This window comes from Ochrobactrum sp. RH2CCR150 (assembly GCA_014138095.1).
In the GTDB taxonomy this organism is placed as follows: Bacteria; Pseudomonadota; Alphaproteobacteria; order Rhizobiales; family Rhizobiaceae; genus Brucella; species Brucella gambitense.
This window is the reverse complement of the sequence record JACGXE010000005.1, coordinates 1-18,740: the sequence shown is the minus strand read 5'-3', so window position 1 is coordinate 18,740 and position 18,740 is coordinate 1. Positions and strand designations below refer to the sequence as shown.

Here is an 18,740-nt window from a genome sequence, read left to right as displayed (position 1 = left end):
GCGAGCCTCAGTGGTTGTCACGCGGCAGGCCGCGTGTATGCGCGATATCCTGATACTTGATCGCGTTTTCGAGAACCGCGCCGGTTTCCATCTGACCGACAACGGCACGCTGAATTTCCTGCCAGGGCGTCTGGCTTTCCGGATATTTGAAGCCGCCAGCGGCTTCCAGCGCCTTGTGGCGCTCGGCAAGTTCCTCATTCGAAATCAGAATATCAGCCGTGCCGCGACCAAGATCGATGCGCACGCGGTCGCCGGTCTTGAGAATTGCCAGACCGCCGCCAGCGGCAGCTTCCGGCGAGGCATTGAGGATCGACGGCGAACCCGACGTGCCCGACTGGCGACCGTCGCCAATGCATGGCAGCGAGCTGATGCCCTTCTTCAGCAGATAGTCCGGTGCGCGCATATTGACGACTTCCGCTGCGCCTGGATAGCCGATAGGCCCAGCGCCGCGCATGAACAGCACCGTATGCTCGTCGATTTCCAGCGACGGATCGTCGATGCGGTGATGGTAATCTTCCGGTCCGTCGAACACGACCGCCTTGCCTTCAAAGGCATTCGGGTCCTTGCTGTCAGAGAGGTAGCGGTTGCGAAACTCGTCCGAAATAACACTGAGCTTCATGATTGCCGACGAGAACAGATTGCCGCGCAGCACGCGGAAACCGGCATGTTTCTTCAGCGGCTGATCGTAGGTCTTGATGACATTGCTATCTTCAATGGTGGCGTTCTTGCAGTTTTCGCCAATGGTCTTGCCGTTGACGGTGAGTGCATCCTCGTTGATGAGGCCCTGCCCCATCAGCTGGTTGACGACAGCTGGCACACCACCGGCATGGTAATAATCTTCGCCGAGATATTCACCGGCTGGCTGAAGATTGACCAGAAGCGGGATTTCCTCACCGTATTTCTGCCAGTCGTCCACGGTCAGCTCAACGCCGACATGGCGGGCGAGCGCGTTCAGATGGATCGGCGCATTGGTCGAACCACCAATGGCGGAATTGACGCGGATGGCATTGACGAAAGCGTCCTTGGTCAGAACGTCCGAAGGCTTGAGATCTTCATAGACCATCTCGACGATACGGCGGCCAGTCAGATAGGCCACTTCCTGACGGTCACGATACGGCGCCGGAATAGCGGCGGAACCCGGAAGCTGCATGCCCAGCGCTTCAGCAAGCGAGTTCATCGTGGTAGCCGTGCCCATCGTGTTGCAATAGCCGGTCGACGGGGCCGAGGAAGCAACGAGCTTAACAAAGCCCTGATAGTCGATCTCGCCCTTGGCCAGAAGTTCGCGCGCCTTCCAGACGATGGTGCCCGAACCCGTGCGTTCGCCGCGGAACCAGCCGTTGAGCATCGGACCGACCGAAAGCGCAATCGCCGGAATATTGACCGTCGCAGCAGCCATCAGGCAGGCAGGCGTGGTCTTGTCGCAGCCAATTGTCAGCACAACGCCGTCGAGCGGATAGCCGTAAAGCACTTCCACGAGGCCGAGATAGGCAAGGTTACGGTCCAGACCGGCGGTCGGACGCTTGCCGGTTTCCTGGATTGGATGAACCGGGAATTCGATGACAATACCGCCTGCCTCACGCACGCCTTCGCGGACGCGATTAGCCAGTTCCAGATGGTGACGGTTGCAGGGCGACAGGTCCGAACCCGTCTGCGCGATGCCGATGATCGGACGGCCCGACTGCAATTCTTCCTGGCTCAGGCCATAATTCATGTAGCGCTCAAGATAGAGCGCCGTCATATCGACATTGTCAGGATTGTCGAACCATGCGCGCGAGCGGAACTTTGGCGTTTTCGGAGTGACGGGCTTGTTCATGTCTTTGTCCTGCTGGGTAAGAGGCCGCGTTGCGACAACCTCGTTTCCTAATCTTCGAAAGCTTCAACCGCGTGCCGCTTTCCAAACAGGAAGGCGTCGGCGACGTGGGTCAGCGGAGCGAGATCGACATCCGAACGCCCCTCACCGATCAATTGCACAAAATGCTTGTAAAGGCGCTGATATTCGCGGTCCGGCTCGGCCATTTTTTCCGTGCCCGCAATGGTCAGGCGGCTGCCGCCATGGGTGAGCAAAAGCGTGCCCTTGTCGGTTTCAACACGAATGTCCCAGGTCTGCGGTCCGGTCTGCCGCCAATCCAGCTCGAACGAAACCGGAATACCGCTTTCCGTCTGAAACTGAAGGTCAGCCGCAATCGGCGCTGCGCGATTTTCAGGGAAATACAGGTCCGACTGCGTGAGGAAAAAGCGCTCTGGCAGAATGTGCGTCACGATGGAAAGCGCATTGATGCCCGGATCGAACACGCCGAGCCCACCCGGCTCCCAGATCCATTGCTGGCCGGGATGCCAATGGCGCACATCTTCCTTCCATGCAACGGCGACCGAACGGATCACCGCATCTTTCAGAAAATCACGGGCCGGTTCCACCGCTGCGGCTTCGCGCGAATGCCAGGTGGCATAAAGCGTCAACCCTTCCGCCTTGGCCAGACGGTCCAGCGCCTGCACTTCGGAAATGGTCGCACCCGGAGGCTTTTCCAGCATCACATGCTTGCGGGCCTTCAGCGCGGCATAGGCCTGCGCGAAACGGCCCTGCGGCGGGGTACACAGCGACACGGCGTCGATGGCGACACCGGATGCCAATAGCTGGTCGATATCCGTGAAAGACGGCACACTATCCAGCCCGGCATTGCGGCTGGCGACAGCGGCAAGCGCAATCCCGTCCACCGCCTCGATGGACGGCAGATGCTGGTCGCGCGCGATCTTGCCAAGACCGACAATTGCTAAAGCGATGTTGGACGAAGCTGGCATCTTGTCACTCACAATGCGCTGACGGCGACTTTCTCCGCCGCAGCCTGTGTCTTTGTCGCCTCGGCAAGCTTGTTGACCAGCGGATAACGGAACGGCTTGGCCGAAATCTCGAACTGGTCGCCCGTTTGCGTCTTCACGCCTTCCGAGAAGGACAGGGTCGCCGTGCCGAAGAAATGCACGTGAATATCGCCCGGGCGGCGGAACAGCTCATATTTGAAGTGATGATGTTCCAGATTGGCGATGGTGTGCGACATGTTCGCTTCACCCGACAGGAACGGCTTTTCGAAGACCACCTCATTGCCGCGACGAATGCGCGACACGCCTTCCACATGATCCGGCAGCGCGCCGACATAAAGCTCCGGTCCAAGCGATGCCTGACGCAGCTTGGAATGAGCGAGCCAGAGGTAATTCTGCTTTTCGGTCACATGATCGGAAAATTCATTGGCGAGGCAGAAGCCAAGACGATGCGGCTGACCATCCGGCCCGATCAGATAAATGCCCGCCAGCTCCGGCTCTTCACCGCCATCTTCGGCGAAGGAAGGTGACACCAGTTCGCCGCCGGTCGCGACCAGCGCGGAACCATCACCCTTGTAGAACCATTCCGGCTGAACGCCGGTTTCGCCGGGCTTCGGCTTGCCGCCTTCGACGCCCATCAGGAACATGCGCATCGAATCGGTCGGCTTTTCGGCAGCCTGCGCCGCCTTGTGCATCTTGTCGCGACCATCGGCGGAACCAAGATGCGTGAGGCCGGTGCCTGCAACGATCAGATGAGCAGGATCAGAATGGGTGATCGGCAGGCCGACACGACCCGCAGCCAGCGCAGCGTCGATATCGACGGCTTCGCCCTTGCCATTGCGCTCCACCTGCTCTGCAAGGCTGATGCCTGCGCCAATGGCCGCCCAGGCCAGTTCATAGGTCGTCGATGCGCCTTTGACGATATGTGCCGCACCATCATCCCCGCATGCAGCCACACGCGTTTCACCGCCCGCATCGCGGAACTGTACCAGACGTAACATTGAACCTCCCTAACCGCGAAAAAAATCGCGGGCACTCCATACCGGCCGATTAAACGCATGCTAACGCTTTGCGGCAGCTTCCATTATTAATATGACTATTTTGCCAAGACCCGCTTTGTCAAGCAAGCTGAACCACCCCATACACAGCCGGATATATGACAACGCTGCCAGCAGAATTCAACTAGCTGATTTTATTATATTAATGTTGTAAATGCCTGTTTGTCGCAGCCAAAATTCATCGTGATCCAGCGAAAGGCGCTTGCCATAAAGTAATATTATATGCTTCATAAACACGAAGGCCGGGAGGGCCTTTTTATTGGGAGGAACAATCATGAAACGCAGTATCGCCGCCCTGTCGGCTGTCTTTTCGTTCGCCTTGATTTCAAGCGTGTCGGCGGCATCGCTGACGGTCGGCTTTTCGCAGATCGGTTCGGAATCGGGCTGGCGCGCCGCAGAAACGGCCCTGACCAAGCAGGAAGCTGAAAAGCGCGGATATACGCTGAAGTTCGCCGATGCGCAGCAGAAGCAGGAAAACCAGATCAAGGCCGTGCGGGGCTTCATCGCACAGGGTGTAGATGCGATCCTGATCGCACCGGTCGTCTCGACCGGCTGGGACGCCGTCCTGAAGGAAGCCAAGGAAGCTGAAATTCCGGTCGTTCTGCTCGACCGCCAGATCGATTCCCCGGAAGATCTCTATCTCACCGCCGTCACTTCCGATCAGGTCCATGAAGGCAAGGTTGCCGGTGAGTGGCTGGTGAAGGACGTTGGCGACAAGTCCTGCAATGTGGTCGAACTTCAGGGCACGACCGGTTCTTCGCCTGCGATCAACCGCAAGAAGGGCTTCGAGGAAGCGATCAAGGGTCACGACAACATCAAGATTTCCCGTTCGCAGACTGGCGACTTTACCCGCACCAAGGGCAAGGAAGTCATGGAAAGCTTCATCAAGGCTGAGGGCGGCGGCAAGAACATCTGCGCTGTCTACGCCCATAATGATGACATGGCCGTCGGCGCCATTCAGGCGATCAAGGAAGCCGGTCTGAAGCCGGGCACCGACATCAAGATCGTGTCGATCGATTCCGTGCCGGATATCTTCCAGGCCATGGCCAATGGCGAAGCCAATGCCACTGTGGAGCTGACGCCGAACATGGCCGGTCCAGCTTTCGATGCAATCGAAGCCTTCAAGGCCAAGGGCACCGTTCCGCCGAAGTGGATCCAGACGGAATCCAAGCTTTACACACAGGCTGACGATCCGAAGGCCGTATACGAAGCCAAGAAGGGCCTCGGCTACTAATCTTCGTGTCATTCGGGCCGCCGGCTTTCGGCGGCCCGGGTTTCCCTTCGGCCCGGCCTGCTTCGGCTTGTTCCGGCCAAGGGTATCGTTGCAATTCGCAAACGGAAGACTGCCATGACTCGCCCTGAAACAGGCGCTCAACAGGCGTCGGTTATACCGCTTCTCGAAGCTCGCTCGATCACCAAATCCTTTCTGGGCGTTACCGCACTTGACCATGTCGATTTCGCGCTCAAACGCGGCGAAATCCACGCTCTGCTTGGTGAAAACGGCGCAGGTAAATCCACACTCATCAAGATATTGACCGGCGCCTATCATGGCTTTGACGGCTCGATCCTTCTTGACGGAGAGCCCATTGCGCCAGCCTCAGTGGCGGAAGCGCAGACGCTCGGCATCGGCACCGTCTATCAGGAAGTGAACCTGCTGGAGAACCTCACCGTCGCCGAAAACCTGTTTCTCGGCCGCCAGCCGCGCCGTTTCGGCTTTGTCGATCGGCGGCGCATGGAAAAGGACGCAACCACCCTTCTCGCACGTTATGGCCTCGGCATCGATGTCAGCGCGCCGCTCTCGGCCTATTCCGTCGCCATACGCCAGATCATCGCGATTGCACGCGCCGTCGATTTGTCGGGCAAGGTGCTTGTTCTTGACGAACCGACCGCCAGCCTTGATGCGCGTGAAGTCGAAATGCTGTTCACCGTGCTGCGTCAGCTGAAGGCTGAAGGGCTTGGCATCATCGTCATCACGCATTTTCTGGATCAGGTCTATGCGATTGCCGATTGCGCCACCGTGCTGCGCAACGGTCGTCTGGTCGGCAGCCGCAACCTGTCGGAACTGCCGCGCACCGACCTCATCTCCATGATGCTCGGCCACCAGTTGCAGGAAACAGTGCGCCGTCAGCTGACCGAAGAGGTCAGCGACAACACGGTCGCGCCGATCCGCTTTGCGGGCTACGGCAAGAAAGGCAGCGTTGCGCCATTCGATCTCGCCATCAAGCCCGGCGAAGCTGTCGGCATTGCAGGCCTGCTGGGTTCGGGCCGCACCGAAACCGCCCTGCTCATGTTTGGCGTTGATGAAGCCGATAGCGGCCAGCTCACCGTCGATGGCAAGGAGATAAAGCTGCCCTCGCCCGTCGCGGCCATATCGGAGCGGTTCGCCTTCTGCCCGGAAGAACGCAAGACGGACGGCATCATCGGTGATTTTTCGGTGGCCGAAAATATTGCTCTTGCCGTGCAGGGCAAACGCGGCTGGTCAAAGCCGCTGTCTTCGCGTGAAAAGGCGGCGCTGGCCGACCGCTATATCAAGGCGCTCGATATCCGCCCGCCCGATCCGCACAAGCCGATCAAGTTTCTGTCCGGCGGCAACCAGCAAAAGGCCATTCTGGCGCGCTGGCTCGCCACCGATCCACGCCTTCTGATTCTCGATGAACCGACACGCGGCATCGACATCGGAGCGCATGCAGAAATTCTCAAACTGATCGGTGAGCTCTGCGGACAAGGCATGGCGCTCGTCATCATCTCGTCCGAATTCGAGGAACTGGCCGCCGTCGCCAATCGCGTGGTGGTTCTGTCGGACCGCCGCCATGTCGCGGAATTGCGGGGTGAAGAAATCACCGCCGACAATATCGTGCGCGCAATAGCAGAGACCGGCCCGAAAATCGCTTCTGCGAGCCAGAAGGAAGCCGCAGCATGATTGCCCGCATATCCAGAAAATTCAAAAGACTGGCGCCGCAGCTTGCAGCCCTCATTCTGATACTTGCCGCAAATACCATCATTTCGCCCGGCTTTCTTGACGTTTCGTTCCAGAACGGCCGCCTTTACGGCAGCCTGATCGACATTCTGGTGCGCGCAGCACCCGTCGCCATTCTGGCCGTCGGCATGACGCTGGTGATCGCCACACGCGGCATCGACCTGTCCGTCGGCGCGGTCATGGCGATCAGCGGCGCTTTCGCCGCATCGCTGATCGTCGCGGGCTATCCACTCGCTATCGTCATTCCGGCGGCTCTCGGCGTCGGCCTGCTCTGTGGCCTGTGGAACGGCTTTCTGGTCGCCGTCTTCGATATCCAGCCGATTATCGCAACACTGATCCTCATGGTGGCCGGGCGCGGTATCGCCCAGCTCATCACTGAAGGCGCAATCCTCACCTTCAACAATGACGCCTTCGCCGCACTCGGCTCCGGCTCGTTTCTCGGCGTGCCCATCCCTGTGCTGATCTGGCTTCTGGCTGGGCTGGTTGTCGGCATCGCGGTGCGCTCCAGCGCTCTCGGTTTCCTGATTGAGGCAACCGGTATCAATCGCCGCGCCGCCATGCTGGCGGGCGTCAAGGCACGCTTCCTGCTGTTCAGTGTCTATGCCGTTTCTGGCGTTGGCGCAGCGCTTGCAGGCTTGATCGCAACCGCCGACATTCGCGGCGCAGATGCCAACAATGCCGGTCTGTGGCTTGAACTCGATGCCATTCTGGCGGTCGTCATCGGTGGCACATCGCTCAATGGCGGGCGTTTCTCGATCACCGCCTCGCTGCTCGGCGCACTCATCATCCAGTCGATCAACACCGGCATTCTGATGGCGGGCTTTCCGCCGGAATTCAACCTCATCATCAAGGCAGGCATCATCATCGTGGTGCTCACTTTCCAGTCGGCGGCCATTGTCAATCTGATCGGCTTCCTGCGCTCGCAGCGCAAGAGCGGCGCGGCCAATGGCGCCCATCAGAACGCACAGCCCCGGCAAGAGGCCCGGCCTCAGCGAGGAGCAGGACAATGAGAATTCTTCGCAACCTGCCCTTTCTGACCACGGTGGCGATTTTCCTGATCGCCTATGCGATCTGCGCCGTGCAGTTCCCGAACATGCTGTCGACGCGGGTGATCGGCAATCTGTTGATCGACAATGCCTTTTTGGGCATCGCCGCTGTTGGCATGACCTTCGTCATTATTTCCGGCGGCATCGACCTCTCCGTCGGCTCGGTGATTGCCTTCACCAGCGTTTTCGTCGCGGTCCTCGTCGGGAAGCTTGGCGTTCATCCGCTCGTGGCATTCGCGCTCGTTCTCGTCATCGCTGCCATATTCGGCGCGTGGATGGGCATGATGATCCATTATCTCGGCATCCCGCCTTTCGTCGCGACGCTGGCTGGCATGTTCCTCGCGCGCGGCGCGGCCTTCCTGATCTCGACGGAATCGGTGCCGATCTCGCACCCCTTCATCGACACGTTGCAGGGGCTCTATTTCCGGCTGCCGGGCGGCGGCAGGCTGACATTCATCGCCATGCTGATGCTGGCCGTGTTCATCGTCGGCGGCATTCTCGCCCACCGCACGCGCTTTGGCGCAAACATCTATGCGCTTGGCGGCAACCAGCAATCGGCAGAACTGATGGGTGTTCCCATCGGTCGCACGACCATCGGCATTTATACAATGTCGGGCGTGCTTTCCGGTCTCGCCGGCATCGTCTATACGCTCTATACCTCGTCCGGCTATTCGCTGGCGACGGTGGGCGTGGAGCTGGATGCCATCGCATCGGTGGTCATCGGCGGAACGCTTCTGACAGGCGGCGCAGGACTGGTCGCGGGAACATTTGTCGGCATTCTGATACAGGGGCTGATACAGACCTATATTGTTTTCGACGGCACGCTGTCTTCCTGGTGGACGAAAATCGCAATCGGTATATTGCTGTTCCTGTTCATCGCCCTGCAACGAGGACTGTTGTGGTTCTCGGATCTCAGACTAGCGCGGCAACGCATGAAGGAGGCCTGAATTGGGATTGCTGGAAACGGCCATAACCGGACGCAAGCGGCATAACAGCCACGCTGTCGTCGTGGGGGAACTCGGGCGCGGCATTGTCGCGGGCACCATTCCCGAAGGTTCGATCCTGCCCGGTGACAACGAGTTGTCATTGCGCTTCGGCGTTTCCCGCACGGTCCTGCGCGAGGCGATGAAAACACTTGCCGCCAAGCGCCTGATTGAACCCAAGGCCAAGGTCGGCACCCGCGTTCTGGGCCATGCCAGCTGGAACTTCTTTGATCCCGACGTTCTGACATGGCGCTTCGAGGCGGGCTTCGATGAAGTCTTTGTCGACCATCTGGCCGAAATGCGCATGGCGCTTGAACCGGCTGCAGCCGCAGCCGCTGCCGAACGCGCCACCAGCGACGAAATCATCGAACTCTATGCGCTCGCCGCCAAGTTCGATAATCCGCAGCACACGCCCGAAACCATCGCCAAGGTCGATCTGGAATTTCATCTCGCCGTTGCGCGCATGTCGGGCAATCCGTTCATGCGCTCGGTTAGCGGGCTGATCGAGGCGGCGCTCGCCGTATCGTTTCAGCTTTCCTCGCCCGCCGCATCGCGCGAAGGCATAGCCGAATGCGCAGCCAACCATCTGCGCATTGCCCACGCCATCGCATCCCGCGATCCGCAAAAGGCCCGCGCAGCAATGGAAAGCGTCATCAAACTTGGTGTGGAACGCATCCGCAACGTCATCTGACGAAGACGGATAATCGTGGGGATTTTGAAAGAAATCCGTCACGGCCTCGACCTATAATTAGTTTGGGCTTAATTTGCCGCCGGGAAGAAACCGAATTTCTTCCGCCCATTCATACGGGGTGCAGTCGCACCTTACTTACGACAGGGTTTTTCATGTCTTATCTTGCCGCTTCCGACCGCTACGACAAGGCCAATTTCCGCCGTGTCGGGCGCAGTGGTCTCGTCCTGCCTGCCATTTCGCTCGGCCTCTGGCACAATTTCGGAGACGGAATTCCGCTCGACCGTCAGAAGGCGATGTTGTTCAAGGCCTTCGATCTTGGCATCACCCATTTCGATCTTGCCAATAATTACGGCCCGCCTCCCGGCTCGGCAGAACGCAATTTCGGCCAGATCCTGAAAAGCGACCTTGGCCGTTACCGTGACGAACTGATCATCTCCAGCAAGGCTGGCTGGGAAATGTGGCCCGGGCCCTATGGACGTGGCGGCGGCTCGCGCAAGGCGATCCTTGCCAGCCTCGACCAGAGCCTGTCGCGCCTCGGGCTCGACTATGTGGATATTTTCTATTCGCACCGTTTCGATGCCAATACGCCGCTGGAAGAAACGGCTGGCGCGCTGGCCAGCGCCGTCGAACAGGGCAAGGCGCTTTATGTCGGCATTTCGTCCTATTCGGCAGGCAAGACGCGTGAAATCGCCAAGATACTGGCAGCGCGCAACGTACCGCTTTTGATCCACCAGCCGTCTTACAATCTGTTCAACCGCTGGATCGAAAAAGATCTTCTGTCGGCGACCGACGATGTCGGCGTGGGAGTCATCGCCTTCACGCCACTGGCGCAGGGTCTGCTGACCAATCGCTACCTCAACGGCATTCCGGCGGATGCGCGCATCAACCAGCCAGGCAACAAATCGCTGCGCCCGGTGCATCTGAGCGACGACAACATCGATCGCGCCCGCAGTCTCAACGAAATCGCCAAGAAGCGCGGACAGAGCCTCGCCCAGATGGCGCTGGCCTGGGTGCTGCGCGATCCGCGCGTCACCTCCGCGCTGATCGGCGCAAGCTCGCCCGAGCAGATCGTTGAAAACGTCAAGGCGCTGGACAATCTCTCCTTCTCGGCAGACGAGCTGAAAGAGATCGACAAATACGCAGTCGAAGGCGGCGTGAACCTTTGGGAAAAACCCGCCAACGACGAAGCGGTGTGATCTCCCACTATTCAAAGAAAAGCCCGGTTGTAACCGGGCTTTTCTTTGTTACCCGACCTTCAGGTCAAAGGCGGGATTGCTGCGCAGCGTATTGCTGACGGTGCAGATTTCCTCGGCCAGTTCGGCGATGTGTTGTTTCTCTTCGGCTGAAAGATCGCCATCGAAGTGAAATGCGATATGGAACCGCTCGATACGTGACGGGCTTTCATGTGTCTTGTCGCCCGTAACCTCGACGCGAACATCAGCGAGCTTTTCGCGCAGGCCAAGCTTGCCCGCAGCGATGCGTGCGCTCAGCGCCATGCAGGCGGCGACCGATGCATAGAGCAGATCAAGCGGGTTAAAACCCGGCTGGCTCACACTCGTCACAAGCTCGACCTTGCCGCCCGTCGGCGTGGTGATCACCGGCAGCTTGCCTTCCGGCATTTCGGCAACCGCACCCGTCTCGCGGGTTCTGACCTTGAGCTCGCTCATGACTTTCCTCGTTTAGCCGGAGACTTTCAGATAGTTGACAGCCCGCGCCAGCCAGCAGCTGACCGAAGCCGCGATAATATCGCCCTTGTCGTTGCGACGGAAGACAAGCTTCCATTCGCCCGGCGATGGCGCATCCATGGAACGCTGCACCGGCATAAGCCAGACATCGGCACCCACGGCATAAAGCGGATACATGTCACTTTTACCGAGAAAACCCTCGAACGCACCGTAGATCGCGCCGCCTTCGGCCACCAGAGCCAAGTCTGCGCCAAGTTCCTCATTGCGGAAACGTCCAAGGATGTCGCGCTTGGTCTCGCCGGTCACCCGGCCCATGGTGAGAAACAGGTTTTCATCGACACGCGCGAGGTGGATGGTATCACCCTCGCGGCGGATCGTGGTCATGGAGGACCGCGCCTCGTCCTTGCTCACCACATCCATCACTTCCGGGCCGGTGCCGAAACGCGCTTTCATGCGACCGCGTCCGGCATCGTCAAGGCTGAGCACTAGACCGGTTTCAGCGTCGAGCCACGACCCGAACCAGCCCGCATCGGCTTCGACCCGTTCCGGTTCCGGCGATGGCACACCGAGCGCAAGCTTCATCAGCTTGGCCGCGAGATCAGAAGCGCCGCCTTCAAAATTGAACATAGCGATGGTGGAAATCCGCTCATCGGCGCAATGCCAGCGCTGGCAGCGCCAGCCGCGCAGCGCGCCGCCATGGCCGGTGAGCCGCTTGCCGCCCGCTTCCTCGAATTTGAGGCCGAAACCGTAAGGTGCTGCTGCGCCATCGTTGAAAACCTGCGGCCCGCTCAGACGGCGATAAAGGCCGTTCTCATTATCGCGCGTTGCGTCGATGAACTGTTCCCAGGCGATCATATCGTCCAGCGATGCGCAAATGCCCGCATCGCCCATCCAGTGGATGCGGTTGGTGGCAGGCAGGAAGCCGCGCACCGTATCGCCTTCATAGCCGGTGCATTCGGTGAAGAGCGCCGTATCGGTGATCTGTTCCGCCGTCTTCATGCCAGCCGGTTTGAAAATCCGCTCCGACAGAAGATCAACCAGCGAGCGGCCCGTATGGGCTTCGATCAAATCCGCCAGAATGCGGAAATTGCCATTGCTGTAGGAATAATGGCTGCCCGGCGCAAAATGAGTAGTCTTCAGGCGTTTCAGCAGCGATTGCGCATGTTCGGCCAGAAACACACCTTCCGGGTCGCCACCGCAAAGCACCGTCAACGCCCAGTAATCGCGCAGGCCCGACTGGTTGTTGCACAGGGTGCGCGGGCTCGGGCGTTCGCCCTCGAAACCAGCGAGATAGGCGGCCAGCGCGTCGTCCAGCACTTCCGGCTCGCCGACGCTGTCGAGAAGCACGCCACAGGTAAACTGCTTGCTGACCGAGCAGATCGGCATCCGCGTCTGCGCCGTCATCGGCTGACGCGTGCGCAGATCGGCAAAACCCCAGGCATGGCTGAGGACGACTTCGCCGTCCTTGACGACGGCGACGACACCGCCGGGGCCTTTGTAATTCTGCGGGATGGTGTCGACGAAAGCGCGAAGGGCGGGAAGATCAAGATGCGGCATGATGGGTCTCGGACGACTCAGATGAAAATCAACAGCCGTCACGAGGCATCATTTCAGCCGATCAATCAAGGCCATAGCCGCATGGGGATTCTGCGCCTTATAGCCGCTGATAACATAGAGATAGACATCGCGCGCCACGCCGTCATCCACGGCAGGCTCGATGGTGCGCAAACCGCCCGGGGCCTTTCCGGCGGCAATCGCCTTGGCCCTTGTGGACCATTGGTCGAGTTCGGCTTCGCTGTAGCCGAGCGGCTCGCCTTCCCTGGTGCCCATGATCCGCAGATAAGCGAAAGGAGCCGCCAGATCGGCAAATTGCGGAAAGGCGCTGTCACCGGCGATGACGGCTGCAACACCATATTCCCGCAACAGTGCGGTGAACTCGGGCGAATTGAAACTGTCGTGGCGCACTTCCACCGCATGGCGCAGGTCGCGTCCGTCAAGACGCTTTGGCAAAAGCTTGAGAAAGGCTTCGAAATCCACCGGATCGAATTTCTTGGTTCCCATGAACTGCCAGTTGACGACGCCAAGCTTCTCCTTCAGCTCCATCACACCGCCGGTCAGAAAGCGCTCAATGCTCTCGCCAGCTTCGGCCAGCACGCGGCGATTGGTCGAAAAGCGCGGTGCTTTCAGTGAAAAGACAAAGCCGTCTGGCGTTTCGTCATGCCACTTGGCAAAAGTCGTCGGCTTTTGCGGGCCGTAATAGGTGGAGTTGATTTCGATCGAGGTCAGCTTGCTCGACGCATATTCCAGCTGGCGCTTCTTCGCGAGCTTCTCCGGATAAAAGCTTTCGTCCCACGGCTCGAATGCCCAGCCGCCAATGCCGACACGAATCTTGCCCGAACTTGCGTGAACCATCTGCTCCTCCTGTTTCAAAGCGCATCTTTTCCGAAAACCGTTTCAACTTTCGGGATACGCTCTCATGTCGAATCGGCTCCGTTTTATACCAGAACCACATGAGATCATCTGTTTTGGTCATCATGTTTAGTCTGTATTCACGCCGGGGGCTATGCTGTTATGCATATGTTTGACCGGGAGGGGCCGAACAATATCAACTGCGTGTGGTGCATACCAAAGGGCCCTACGGTTCGCCCCGCCATCCAAAGAAGAGACGAACAATCGTCCGAGATTTGAGAGTGAGGAAATGCATCAGATGACCAGCAAACCCAATACGCGTACCGGGGGCCAGATATTGGTGGACGCGTTGCGCATTCACGGCGTGGACCGTGTTTTCTGCGTTCCCGGAGAAAGCTATCTCGCCGCGCTCGACGCTTTTCACGACGTACCGGATGAAATCGATCTGATCGTCTGCCGTCAGGAAGGTGGCGCGGCCTATATGGCTGACGCCCATGGCAAACTGACCGGCAAACCCGGCATCTGTTTCGTCACGCGCGGACCGGGCGCAACCAACGCTTCCGTCGGCGTACACACTGCTTTTCAGGATTCGACGCCGATGCTCCTGTTCATAGGTCAGGTGGCCAGCGATCAGGTGGAACGCGAAGCCTTTCAGGAAGTCGATTACCGCCGCATGTTCGGCCAGATGGCCAAATGGGTCGTGCAGATCGACGATGCCGCCCGCATTCCGGAACTCGTCAGCCAGGCCTTTCATCGCGCCGTCAACGGACGCCCGGGCCCTGTTGTGATTGCCCTGCCGGAAGATATGCTGACATCTTATGCCGCCGTCAGCGACGCCCCGGCCTATAAGAAGGTCGAGATGCACCCCGGTCAGGACCAGTTGCAGGACATGGTGCAGCTGATCGAAAAGGCCGAACGCCCGCTGATGATCGTCGGTGGTGGCGGCTGGGATCAGGACGCGGTGCGCGACCTGCGCACATTTGCCGAGAACATGCATCTGCCGGTGGCCGCTTCCTTCCGCTGTCAGGACATGTTCGACAATACCCATCCGCTTTATGCGGGCGAAATGGGCACGTCGATCAGCCCGAAGCTGGCGCAACGCGTGCGCGACAGCGACCTTCTCGTGGTGGTGGGCGCGCGGCTCGGCGAAATGACCACGCAAGGCTATGAGCTGGTCAGCATTCCGGTGCCGCAGCAGAAGCTCATCCACATCCATCCGGGTGCTGAAGAGCTGGGCCGTGTCTATCACGCCGATCTGCCGATCAATGCCAGCATGCCGGCTTTTGCCCGCGCTGCATCGAAGCTTGCCCCCATCGCCGCGCCGCGCAGCAAGGCATGGGCGGAAACGGCCAATGCCGATTATCGCGATAATATGAAAACGCCGGTCATACCGGGCGCGGTGCAGATGGGCGAGATCATGGAATGGCTGCGCGCGCATCTGCCTGCCGATTCCATCATCACCAATGGCGCTGGCAATTATTCCGCCTGGCCGCATCGCTTCTACCAGTACCGCACCTATCGCAGCCAATTGGCGCCCACCAACGGCTCCATGGGCTATGGCGTTCCCGCTGCGGTATCGGCCAAGCTTGCCGCACCGGAGCGTACCGTCGTGGCCTTTGCCGGTGACGGCTGCTTCCTGATGAACGGTCAGGAACTGGCGACCGCCGCACAATATAATGCCAAGGCGATTTTCGTGGTGGTCAATAACGGCATGTATGGAACCATTCGCATGCATCAGGAGCGGACCTATCCGGGTCGCGTTTCCGGCACAGGCCTCGCCAATCCGGATTTCGCAGCTCTTGCACGCGCCTATGGCCTGCATGGCGAAACGGTCGAAGCGACTGCCGATTTTGCAGCTGCTTTCGAGCGCTGTGAACAATCAGGCAAACCCGCCTTGATCGAAATCCGCATTGATCCGGAAGCGCTTTCACCGAAAATGTCGCTCAGCCAGATGCGGGAACAAGGCCTCGCCAAGCAGAAATAATCCAAAGCCCCGGTTCGTCCGGGGTTTTTCCTTTGTTACCTACAACTTTTGTCTCACTGGCAAACTTTCCAGCTGGACTCCGCTTTCAAAGCCCCGCATACCCACTTTACGTTGCGTAAAGTGGAGGGGGACCATGAACACGCTTAGTCTATCCATTATTTTGTTTGGTTGCATCGCGCTCGCCGTGGCATGCTTTATCGCCTTTACCGGCGTCAATCTCTGACGCCCGGGCCTCGCCAATTACGGCTGCAAAAGGCTTTCGCCCAGAAAATCGCTTGAGAATTCCCGCGCGGCGCGAACCATGAAATCGCTGATGACCCGGATACGCGGTGCGGCCATGACATCGACATGGCAGCTCATCCAGTATTCGCGCACCAGATGCATGTCGCGCGGCAAAACTGGCACCAGTTCGGGATGCTTACTGGCTATGTAAAACGGCAGAACGCACAGGCCATAGCCGGTCTGGGTGGCGACAAGCTGCGCGTGAATGCTGGAGCTTTGATAGGTGCAGCGCTGGCCCGGTAGAATCTCGCGCATATAATCCAGGCCGGGCGTGAACACCATGTCCTCGATATAGCCGATGAAGGGATGGCGCGCCAAATCTTCCCGGCTGCGGATCGGCGGATGTCGGGCCAGATAATCGCGATGCCCGTAGATAAACAGCCGGTAGGATGTGAGCTTGTCACTGTGATAGGGCCCGTTGCGCGGCATATGCAGTGTGATCGACAGTTCCGCCTCGCGGCGTGACAGCGACATGATCTGCTGGATCGTCACCACCTCCACGAACAGGCTCGGATAAGATTGCGCCAGCACCGGCAGGCGGTCGGCCAGAAAGAAATTGCCGAAGCCTTCAAGCGTCGAAAGACGTACGACACCCGACAGCGCTGCAAGATTGCCGGTGGCCTCGGTCTGGAACTTCATGGCCTCGCGTTCCATGACCTCGGCAGGCTCGACCAGGCGCTCGCCCATCGGCGTCAGCATATAGCCACGCGGGTTGCGCTCGAATAATTTGGTGGCCAGCGCCTGCTCCAGCCGGTCGATGCGGCGCAGCACCGTTACATGGCTGGTGCGCAATTGCCGCGCCGCGGTAGAGAGCTGCCCTGTGCGCGCCACAGCCAGAAAATATTGCAGATCGTCCCATGTAAACTGCCGCATGCCACGCTCCCAAAAGACTGCCCGTATTTTCTTCGAGGCATCTGTACATTTCTGAACAGACGCTGTTCAAAAATTGTTGTTCTTGTACGCATTTGTCAATGCTACCGTTCTAATTGAAAGCCCGAACGGAGGAACAAATCGGGCGGAAGCATAAAGACGACTGGTCTGAGGAGGCCAATTGTCCCGCCTGTAACAAGGCCGCTTCACTGGAGGATACCCTTCGATTTTATCGAGGGGTTAAGGGAATTATTGGGAGGAGTATTTTATGAAGTGTCTTGCACTCGCAACGGCAGCACTGCTGGCTGCAACGGCCATATCTTCAGCAGCTGAAATTTCCGATGGTAAAGTCAAGATTGGCATTTTGAACGACCAGTCGGGCGTCTATGCCGATTTCGGCGGCAAATGGTCTTATGAAGCCGCCAAGATGGCCGCCGAGGATTTCGGCGGCAAGGTGCTCGATGCGCCGATTGAAATCATCACCGCCGACCACCAGAACAAGCCGGACGTCGCCTCGAACATTGCGCGCCAGTGGTACGACACCGAACAGGTCGATTCCATCATGGAACTGACGACCTCGTCCGTCGGCCTCGCCGTGCAGGCACTGTCGAAGGACAAGAAGAAGATCACCATCAATACGGGTGCAGCCACGTCGGAACTGACCGGCAAGCAGTGCACACCCTACGGGTTCCATTGGGCCTATGACACCCACGCGCTTGCGGTTGGCACCGGCGGTTCGCTCGTGCAGCAAGGCGGCGATACATGGTTCTTCCTGACCGCCGATTACGCTTTCGGCTATTCGCTGGAAGAACAGACCACGAAATTCGTGGAATCGAAGGGCGGCAAGGTACTGGGCTCCGTCCGCCATCCGCTATCCACTACGGATTACTCCTCGTTCCTGCTGCAGGCGCAGTCTTCCGGCGCGAAGGTTTTCGGTCTCGCCAATGCGGGTCTCGATACCTCCAACGCAATCAAGCAGGCTGCGGAATTCGGCATCGTTGCAGGCGGACAGCGCCTCGCCGCCCTGCTCTTCACCCTGTCGGAAGTGCACGGTCTCGGCCTCGAAGCCGCACAGGGCCTGACCCTGACCGAGGGCTTCTACTGGGATCGCGATGATGAATCGCGTGCCTTCGGCAAACGCTTCTTCGACCGCACCGGCCGTATGCCGAACATGATCCAGGCAGGCACCTACTCCGCCGTCACGCAATATCTGAAGGCGATCAAGGAAGCGGGCACGGACGAAACCGAAGCCGTCGCCAAGAAGCTGCATGAAATGCCGGTTGAAGACGTCTTTGCCCGTCACGGCAAGGTCGGCCCCAACGGACGCATGATCTACGACATGTATCTGATGGAAGTGAAGAAGCCGGATGAAAGCAAGGCCCCTTGGGATTACTATAAGGTGCTCGCAACGATCCCCGGCGATCAGGCCTATATGAAGCCGGAAGAAAGCGGCTGTCCGTTGGTAAAGCAGTAAGAGGCTGATTTGATGATGGCTTCGACTGGGACTGATGCGGCTCTGCGTGAGGCAGGGCCGTCGGGTTCGGGTAATTCACGGCAAGGTTCTGCGCGTCATGTTTTGTCGGCGCGTGGACTGGGCAAGTCGTTTGGCGGCTTTTATGCGGTGAAGAATGTCGATCTTGATGTGGAACATGCCCGTGTTCATGCGCTGATCGGTCCGAACGGGGCTGGCAAGACGACGGTTTTCAATCTTCTGACCAAGTTTCTGCAGCCGACAAGCGGCGAGATCACGCTTCTGGGCGAAACGATCACCAAAACCGATCCGGCCAGAGTGGCCCGGATGGGGCTGGTGCGCTCGTTCCAGATTTCGGCCACCTTCCCGCATCTGACTGTGCTGGAAAACGTCAAGGTGGCGTTGCAGCGCCCGAACGGCCTTGCCACGCAATTCTGGCGTGCGCTTTCAGCGCTTGATCGGCTGGACGCGAG

General features: G+C 59.0%; 16 protein-coding genes. 9 read left to right on the top strand and 7 right to left on the bottom strand.

Features of this window, described 5'->3' with window-relative positions; all coding sequences use genetic code 11:
- Positions 1-7 precede the first annotated feature (7 nt).
- Genes FHW03_RS12115 through araD1 form a run of 3 tightly spaced genes read right to left on the bottom strand, consistent with a single transcriptional unit; the run spans position 8 to position 3,812 of the window.
- Positions 8-1,813, bottom strand: a complete 1,806-nt coding sequence (locus tag FHW03_RS12115; RefSeq protein WP_138785434.1) for an IlvD/Edd family dehydratase — start codon at positions 1,811-1,813, stop codon at positions 8-10.
- Between the two features lie 47 nt (positions 1,814-1,860).
- The gene (locus tag FHW03_RS12110; protein ID WP_182520876.1) at positions 1,861-2,796 is read right to left on the bottom strand and encodes a Gfo/Idh/MocA family protein; all 936 of its coding nucleotides are present in this window, start codon (positions 2,794-2,796) and stop codon (positions 1,861-1,863) included.
- 8 nt (positions 2,797-2,804) lie between these two features.
- A complete protein-coding gene (araD1, locus tag FHW03_RS12105) occupies positions 2,805-3,812 on the bottom strand; it encodes an AraD1 family protein (RefSeq protein WP_182520875.1) in 1,008 nt (335 codons plus the stop codon).
- A 331-nt stretch (positions 3,813-4,143) separates the two neighbouring features.
- Between araD1 and ytfQ the strand changes: the two genes are divergently transcribed.
- From ytfQ to mgrA, 6 genes are all read left to right on the top strand, one after another.
- Positions 4,144-5,103 carry a galactofuranose ABC transporter, galactofuranose-binding protein YtfQ gene (ytfQ, locus tag FHW03_RS12100; RefSeq protein ID WP_078338851.1) on the top strand — a complete coding sequence of 320 codons (960 nt, stop codon included), beginning with the start codon at positions 4,144-4,146 and terminating at the stop codon, positions 5,101-5,103.
- Between the two features lie 114 nt (positions 5,104-5,217).
- Positions 5,218-6,789, top strand: a complete 1,572-nt coding sequence (locus FHW03_RS12095; RefSeq protein ID WP_182520874.1) for a sugar ABC transporter ATP-binding protein — start codon at positions 5,218-5,220, stop codon at positions 6,787-6,789.
- Positions 6,786-7,856 carry an ABC transporter permease gene (locus tag FHW03_RS12090; protein WP_182520873.1) on the top strand — a complete coding sequence of 357 codons (1,071 nt, stop codon included), beginning with the start codon at positions 6,786-6,788 and terminating at the stop codon, positions 7,854-7,856. Before FHW03_RS12095 ends, FHW03_RS12090 begins: the two co-directional genes overlap by 4 nt.
- Positions 7,853-8,839, top strand: coding sequence for a galactofuranose ABC transporter, permease protein YjfF (gene yjfF / locus FHW03_RS12085; RefSeq protein WP_182520872.1), 987 nt, complete (start codon positions 7,853-7,855; stop codon positions 8,837-8,839). The genes FHW03_RS12090 and yjfF overlap by 4 nt, the downstream gene beginning before the upstream one ends.
- A 1-nt stretch (position 8,840) precedes the next feature.
- The gene (locus FHW03_RS12080) at positions 8,841-9,566 is read left to right on the top strand and encodes a FadR/GntR family transcriptional regulator (RefSeq protein ID WP_182520871.1); all 726 of its coding nucleotides are present in this window, start codon (positions 8,841-8,843) and stop codon (positions 9,564-9,566) included.
- Between the two features lie 152 nt (positions 9,567-9,718).
- The gene (mgrA, locus tag FHW03_RS12075; RefSeq protein WP_182520870.1) at positions 9,719-10,762 is read left to right on the top strand and encodes an L-glyceraldehyde 3-phosphate reductase; all 1,044 of its coding nucleotides are present in this window, start codon (positions 9,719-9,721) and stop codon (positions 10,760-10,762) included.
- 48 nt (positions 10,763-10,810) lie between these two features.
- Here the strand turns inward: mgrA and FHW03_RS12070 are convergent, their stop codons facing one another.
- The 3 genes from FHW03_RS12070 to FHW03_RS12060 are packed head-to-tail and all read right to left on the bottom strand — an operon-like array spanning position 10,811 to position 13,663.
- The gene (locus FHW03_RS12070; protein ID WP_182520869.1) at positions 10,811-11,233 is read right to left on the bottom strand and encodes an OsmC family protein; all 423 of its coding nucleotides are present in this window, start codon (positions 11,231-11,233) and stop codon (positions 10,811-10,813) included.
- A 12-nt stretch (positions 11,234-11,245) separates the two neighbouring features.
- A complete protein-coding gene (locus FHW03_RS12065; protein WP_182520868.1) occupies positions 11,246-12,808 on the bottom strand; it encodes a D-aminopeptidase in 1,563 nt (520 codons plus the stop codon).
- Between the two features lie 48 nt (positions 12,809-12,856).
- Complete coding sequence (locus FHW03_RS12060; protein ID WP_182520867.1) at positions 12,857-13,663, bottom strand: DUF72 domain-containing protein; 807 nt, start codon at positions 13,661-13,663, stop codon at positions 12,857-12,859.
- A gap of 295 nt (positions 13,664-13,958) precedes the next feature.
- Here FHW03_RS12060 and FHW03_RS12055 point away from each other — a divergent pair, with 295 nt between their 5' ends.
- Positions 13,959-15,644: a thiamine pyrophosphate-binding protein gene (locus FHW03_RS12055; RefSeq protein WP_182520866.1), complete on the top strand. Its 1,686-nt coding sequence runs from the start codon at positions 13,959-13,961 to the stop codon at positions 15,642-15,644.
- Positions 15,645-15,884: 240 nt separating this feature from the next.
- On the opposite strand, the gene FHW03_RS12050 is transcribed toward FHW03_RS12055, so the two are convergent.
- Positions 15,885-16,799 (bottom strand): LysR family transcriptional regulator, encoded by a 915-nt coding sequence (locus FHW03_RS12050; RefSeq protein WP_182520865.1) that lies wholly within the window; start codon positions 16,797-16,799, stop codon positions 15,885-15,887.
- A gap of 265 nt (positions 16,800-17,064) precedes the next feature.
- Here FHW03_RS12050 and FHW03_RS12045 point away from each other — a divergent pair, with 265 nt between their 5' ends.
- Positions 17,065-18,270, top strand: a complete 1,206-nt coding sequence (locus FHW03_RS12045; RefSeq protein WP_182520864.1) for an ABC transporter substrate-binding protein — start codon at positions 17,065-17,067, stop codon at positions 18,268-18,270.
- Between the two features lie 12 nt (positions 18,271-18,282).
- The coding region (locus FHW03_RS12040) for an ATP-binding cassette domain-containing protein (RefSeq protein ID WP_182520863.1) at positions 18,283-18,740 on the top strand (458 nt) is incomplete at its 3' end.

Excerpts from the sequence above, each read along its gene's own strand:
- FHW03_RS12115 (WP_138785434.1), bottom strand. The coding sequence starts at position 1,813 with ATGAACAAGCCCGTCACTCCGAAAACGCCAAAGTTCCGCTCGCGCGCA.
- FHW03_RS12110 (WP_182520876.1), bottom strand. The coding sequence starts at position 2,796 with ATGCCAGCTTCGTCCAACATCGCTTTAGCAATTGTCGGTCTTGGCAAG.
- araD1 (WP_182520875.1), bottom strand. The coding sequence starts at position 3,812 with ATGTTACGTCTGGTACAGTTCCGCGATGCGGGCGGTGAAACGCGTGTG.
- ytfQ (WP_078338851.1), top strand. The coding sequence starts at position 4,144 with ATGAAACGCAGTATCGCCGCCCTGTCGGCTGTCTTTTCGTTCGCCTTG.
- FHW03_RS12095 (WP_182520874.1), top strand. The coding sequence starts at position 5,218 with ATGACTCGCCCTGAAACAGGCGCTCAACAGGCGTCGGTTATACCGCTT.
- FHW03_RS12090 (WP_182520873.1), top strand. The coding sequence starts at position 6,786 with ATGATTGCCCGCATATCCAGAAAATTCAAAAGACTGGCGCCGCAGCTT.
- yjfF (WP_182520872.1), top strand. The coding sequence starts at position 7,853 with ATGAGAATTCTTCGCAACCTGCCCTTTCTGACCACGGTGGCGATTTTC.
- mgrA (WP_182520870.1), top strand. The coding sequence starts at position 9,719 with ATGTCTTATCTTGCCGCTTCCGACCGCTACGACAAGGCCAATTTCCGC.
- FHW03_RS12070 (WP_182520869.1), bottom strand. The coding sequence starts at position 11,233 with ATGAGCGAGCTCAAGGTCAGAACCCGCGAGACGGGTGCGGTTGCCGAA.
- FHW03_RS12065 (WP_182520868.1), bottom strand. The coding sequence starts at position 12,808 with ATGCCGCATCTTGATCTTCCCGCCCTTCGCGCTTTCGTCGACACCATC.
- FHW03_RS12060 (WP_182520867.1), bottom strand. The coding sequence starts at position 13,663 with ATGGTTCACGCAAGTTCGGGCAAGATTCGTGTCGGCATTGGCGGCTGG.
- FHW03_RS12055 (WP_182520866.1), top strand. The coding sequence starts at position 13,959 with ATGACCAGCAAACCCAATACGCGTACCGGGGGCCAGATATTGGTGGAC.
- FHW03_RS12050 (WP_182520865.1), bottom strand. The coding sequence starts at position 16,799 with ATGCGGCAGTTTACATGGGACGATCTGCAATATTTTCTGGCTGTGGCG.
- FHW03_RS12045 (WP_182520864.1), top strand. The coding sequence starts at position 17,065 with ATGAAGTGTCTTGCACTCGCAACGGCAGCACTGCTGGCTGCAACGGCC.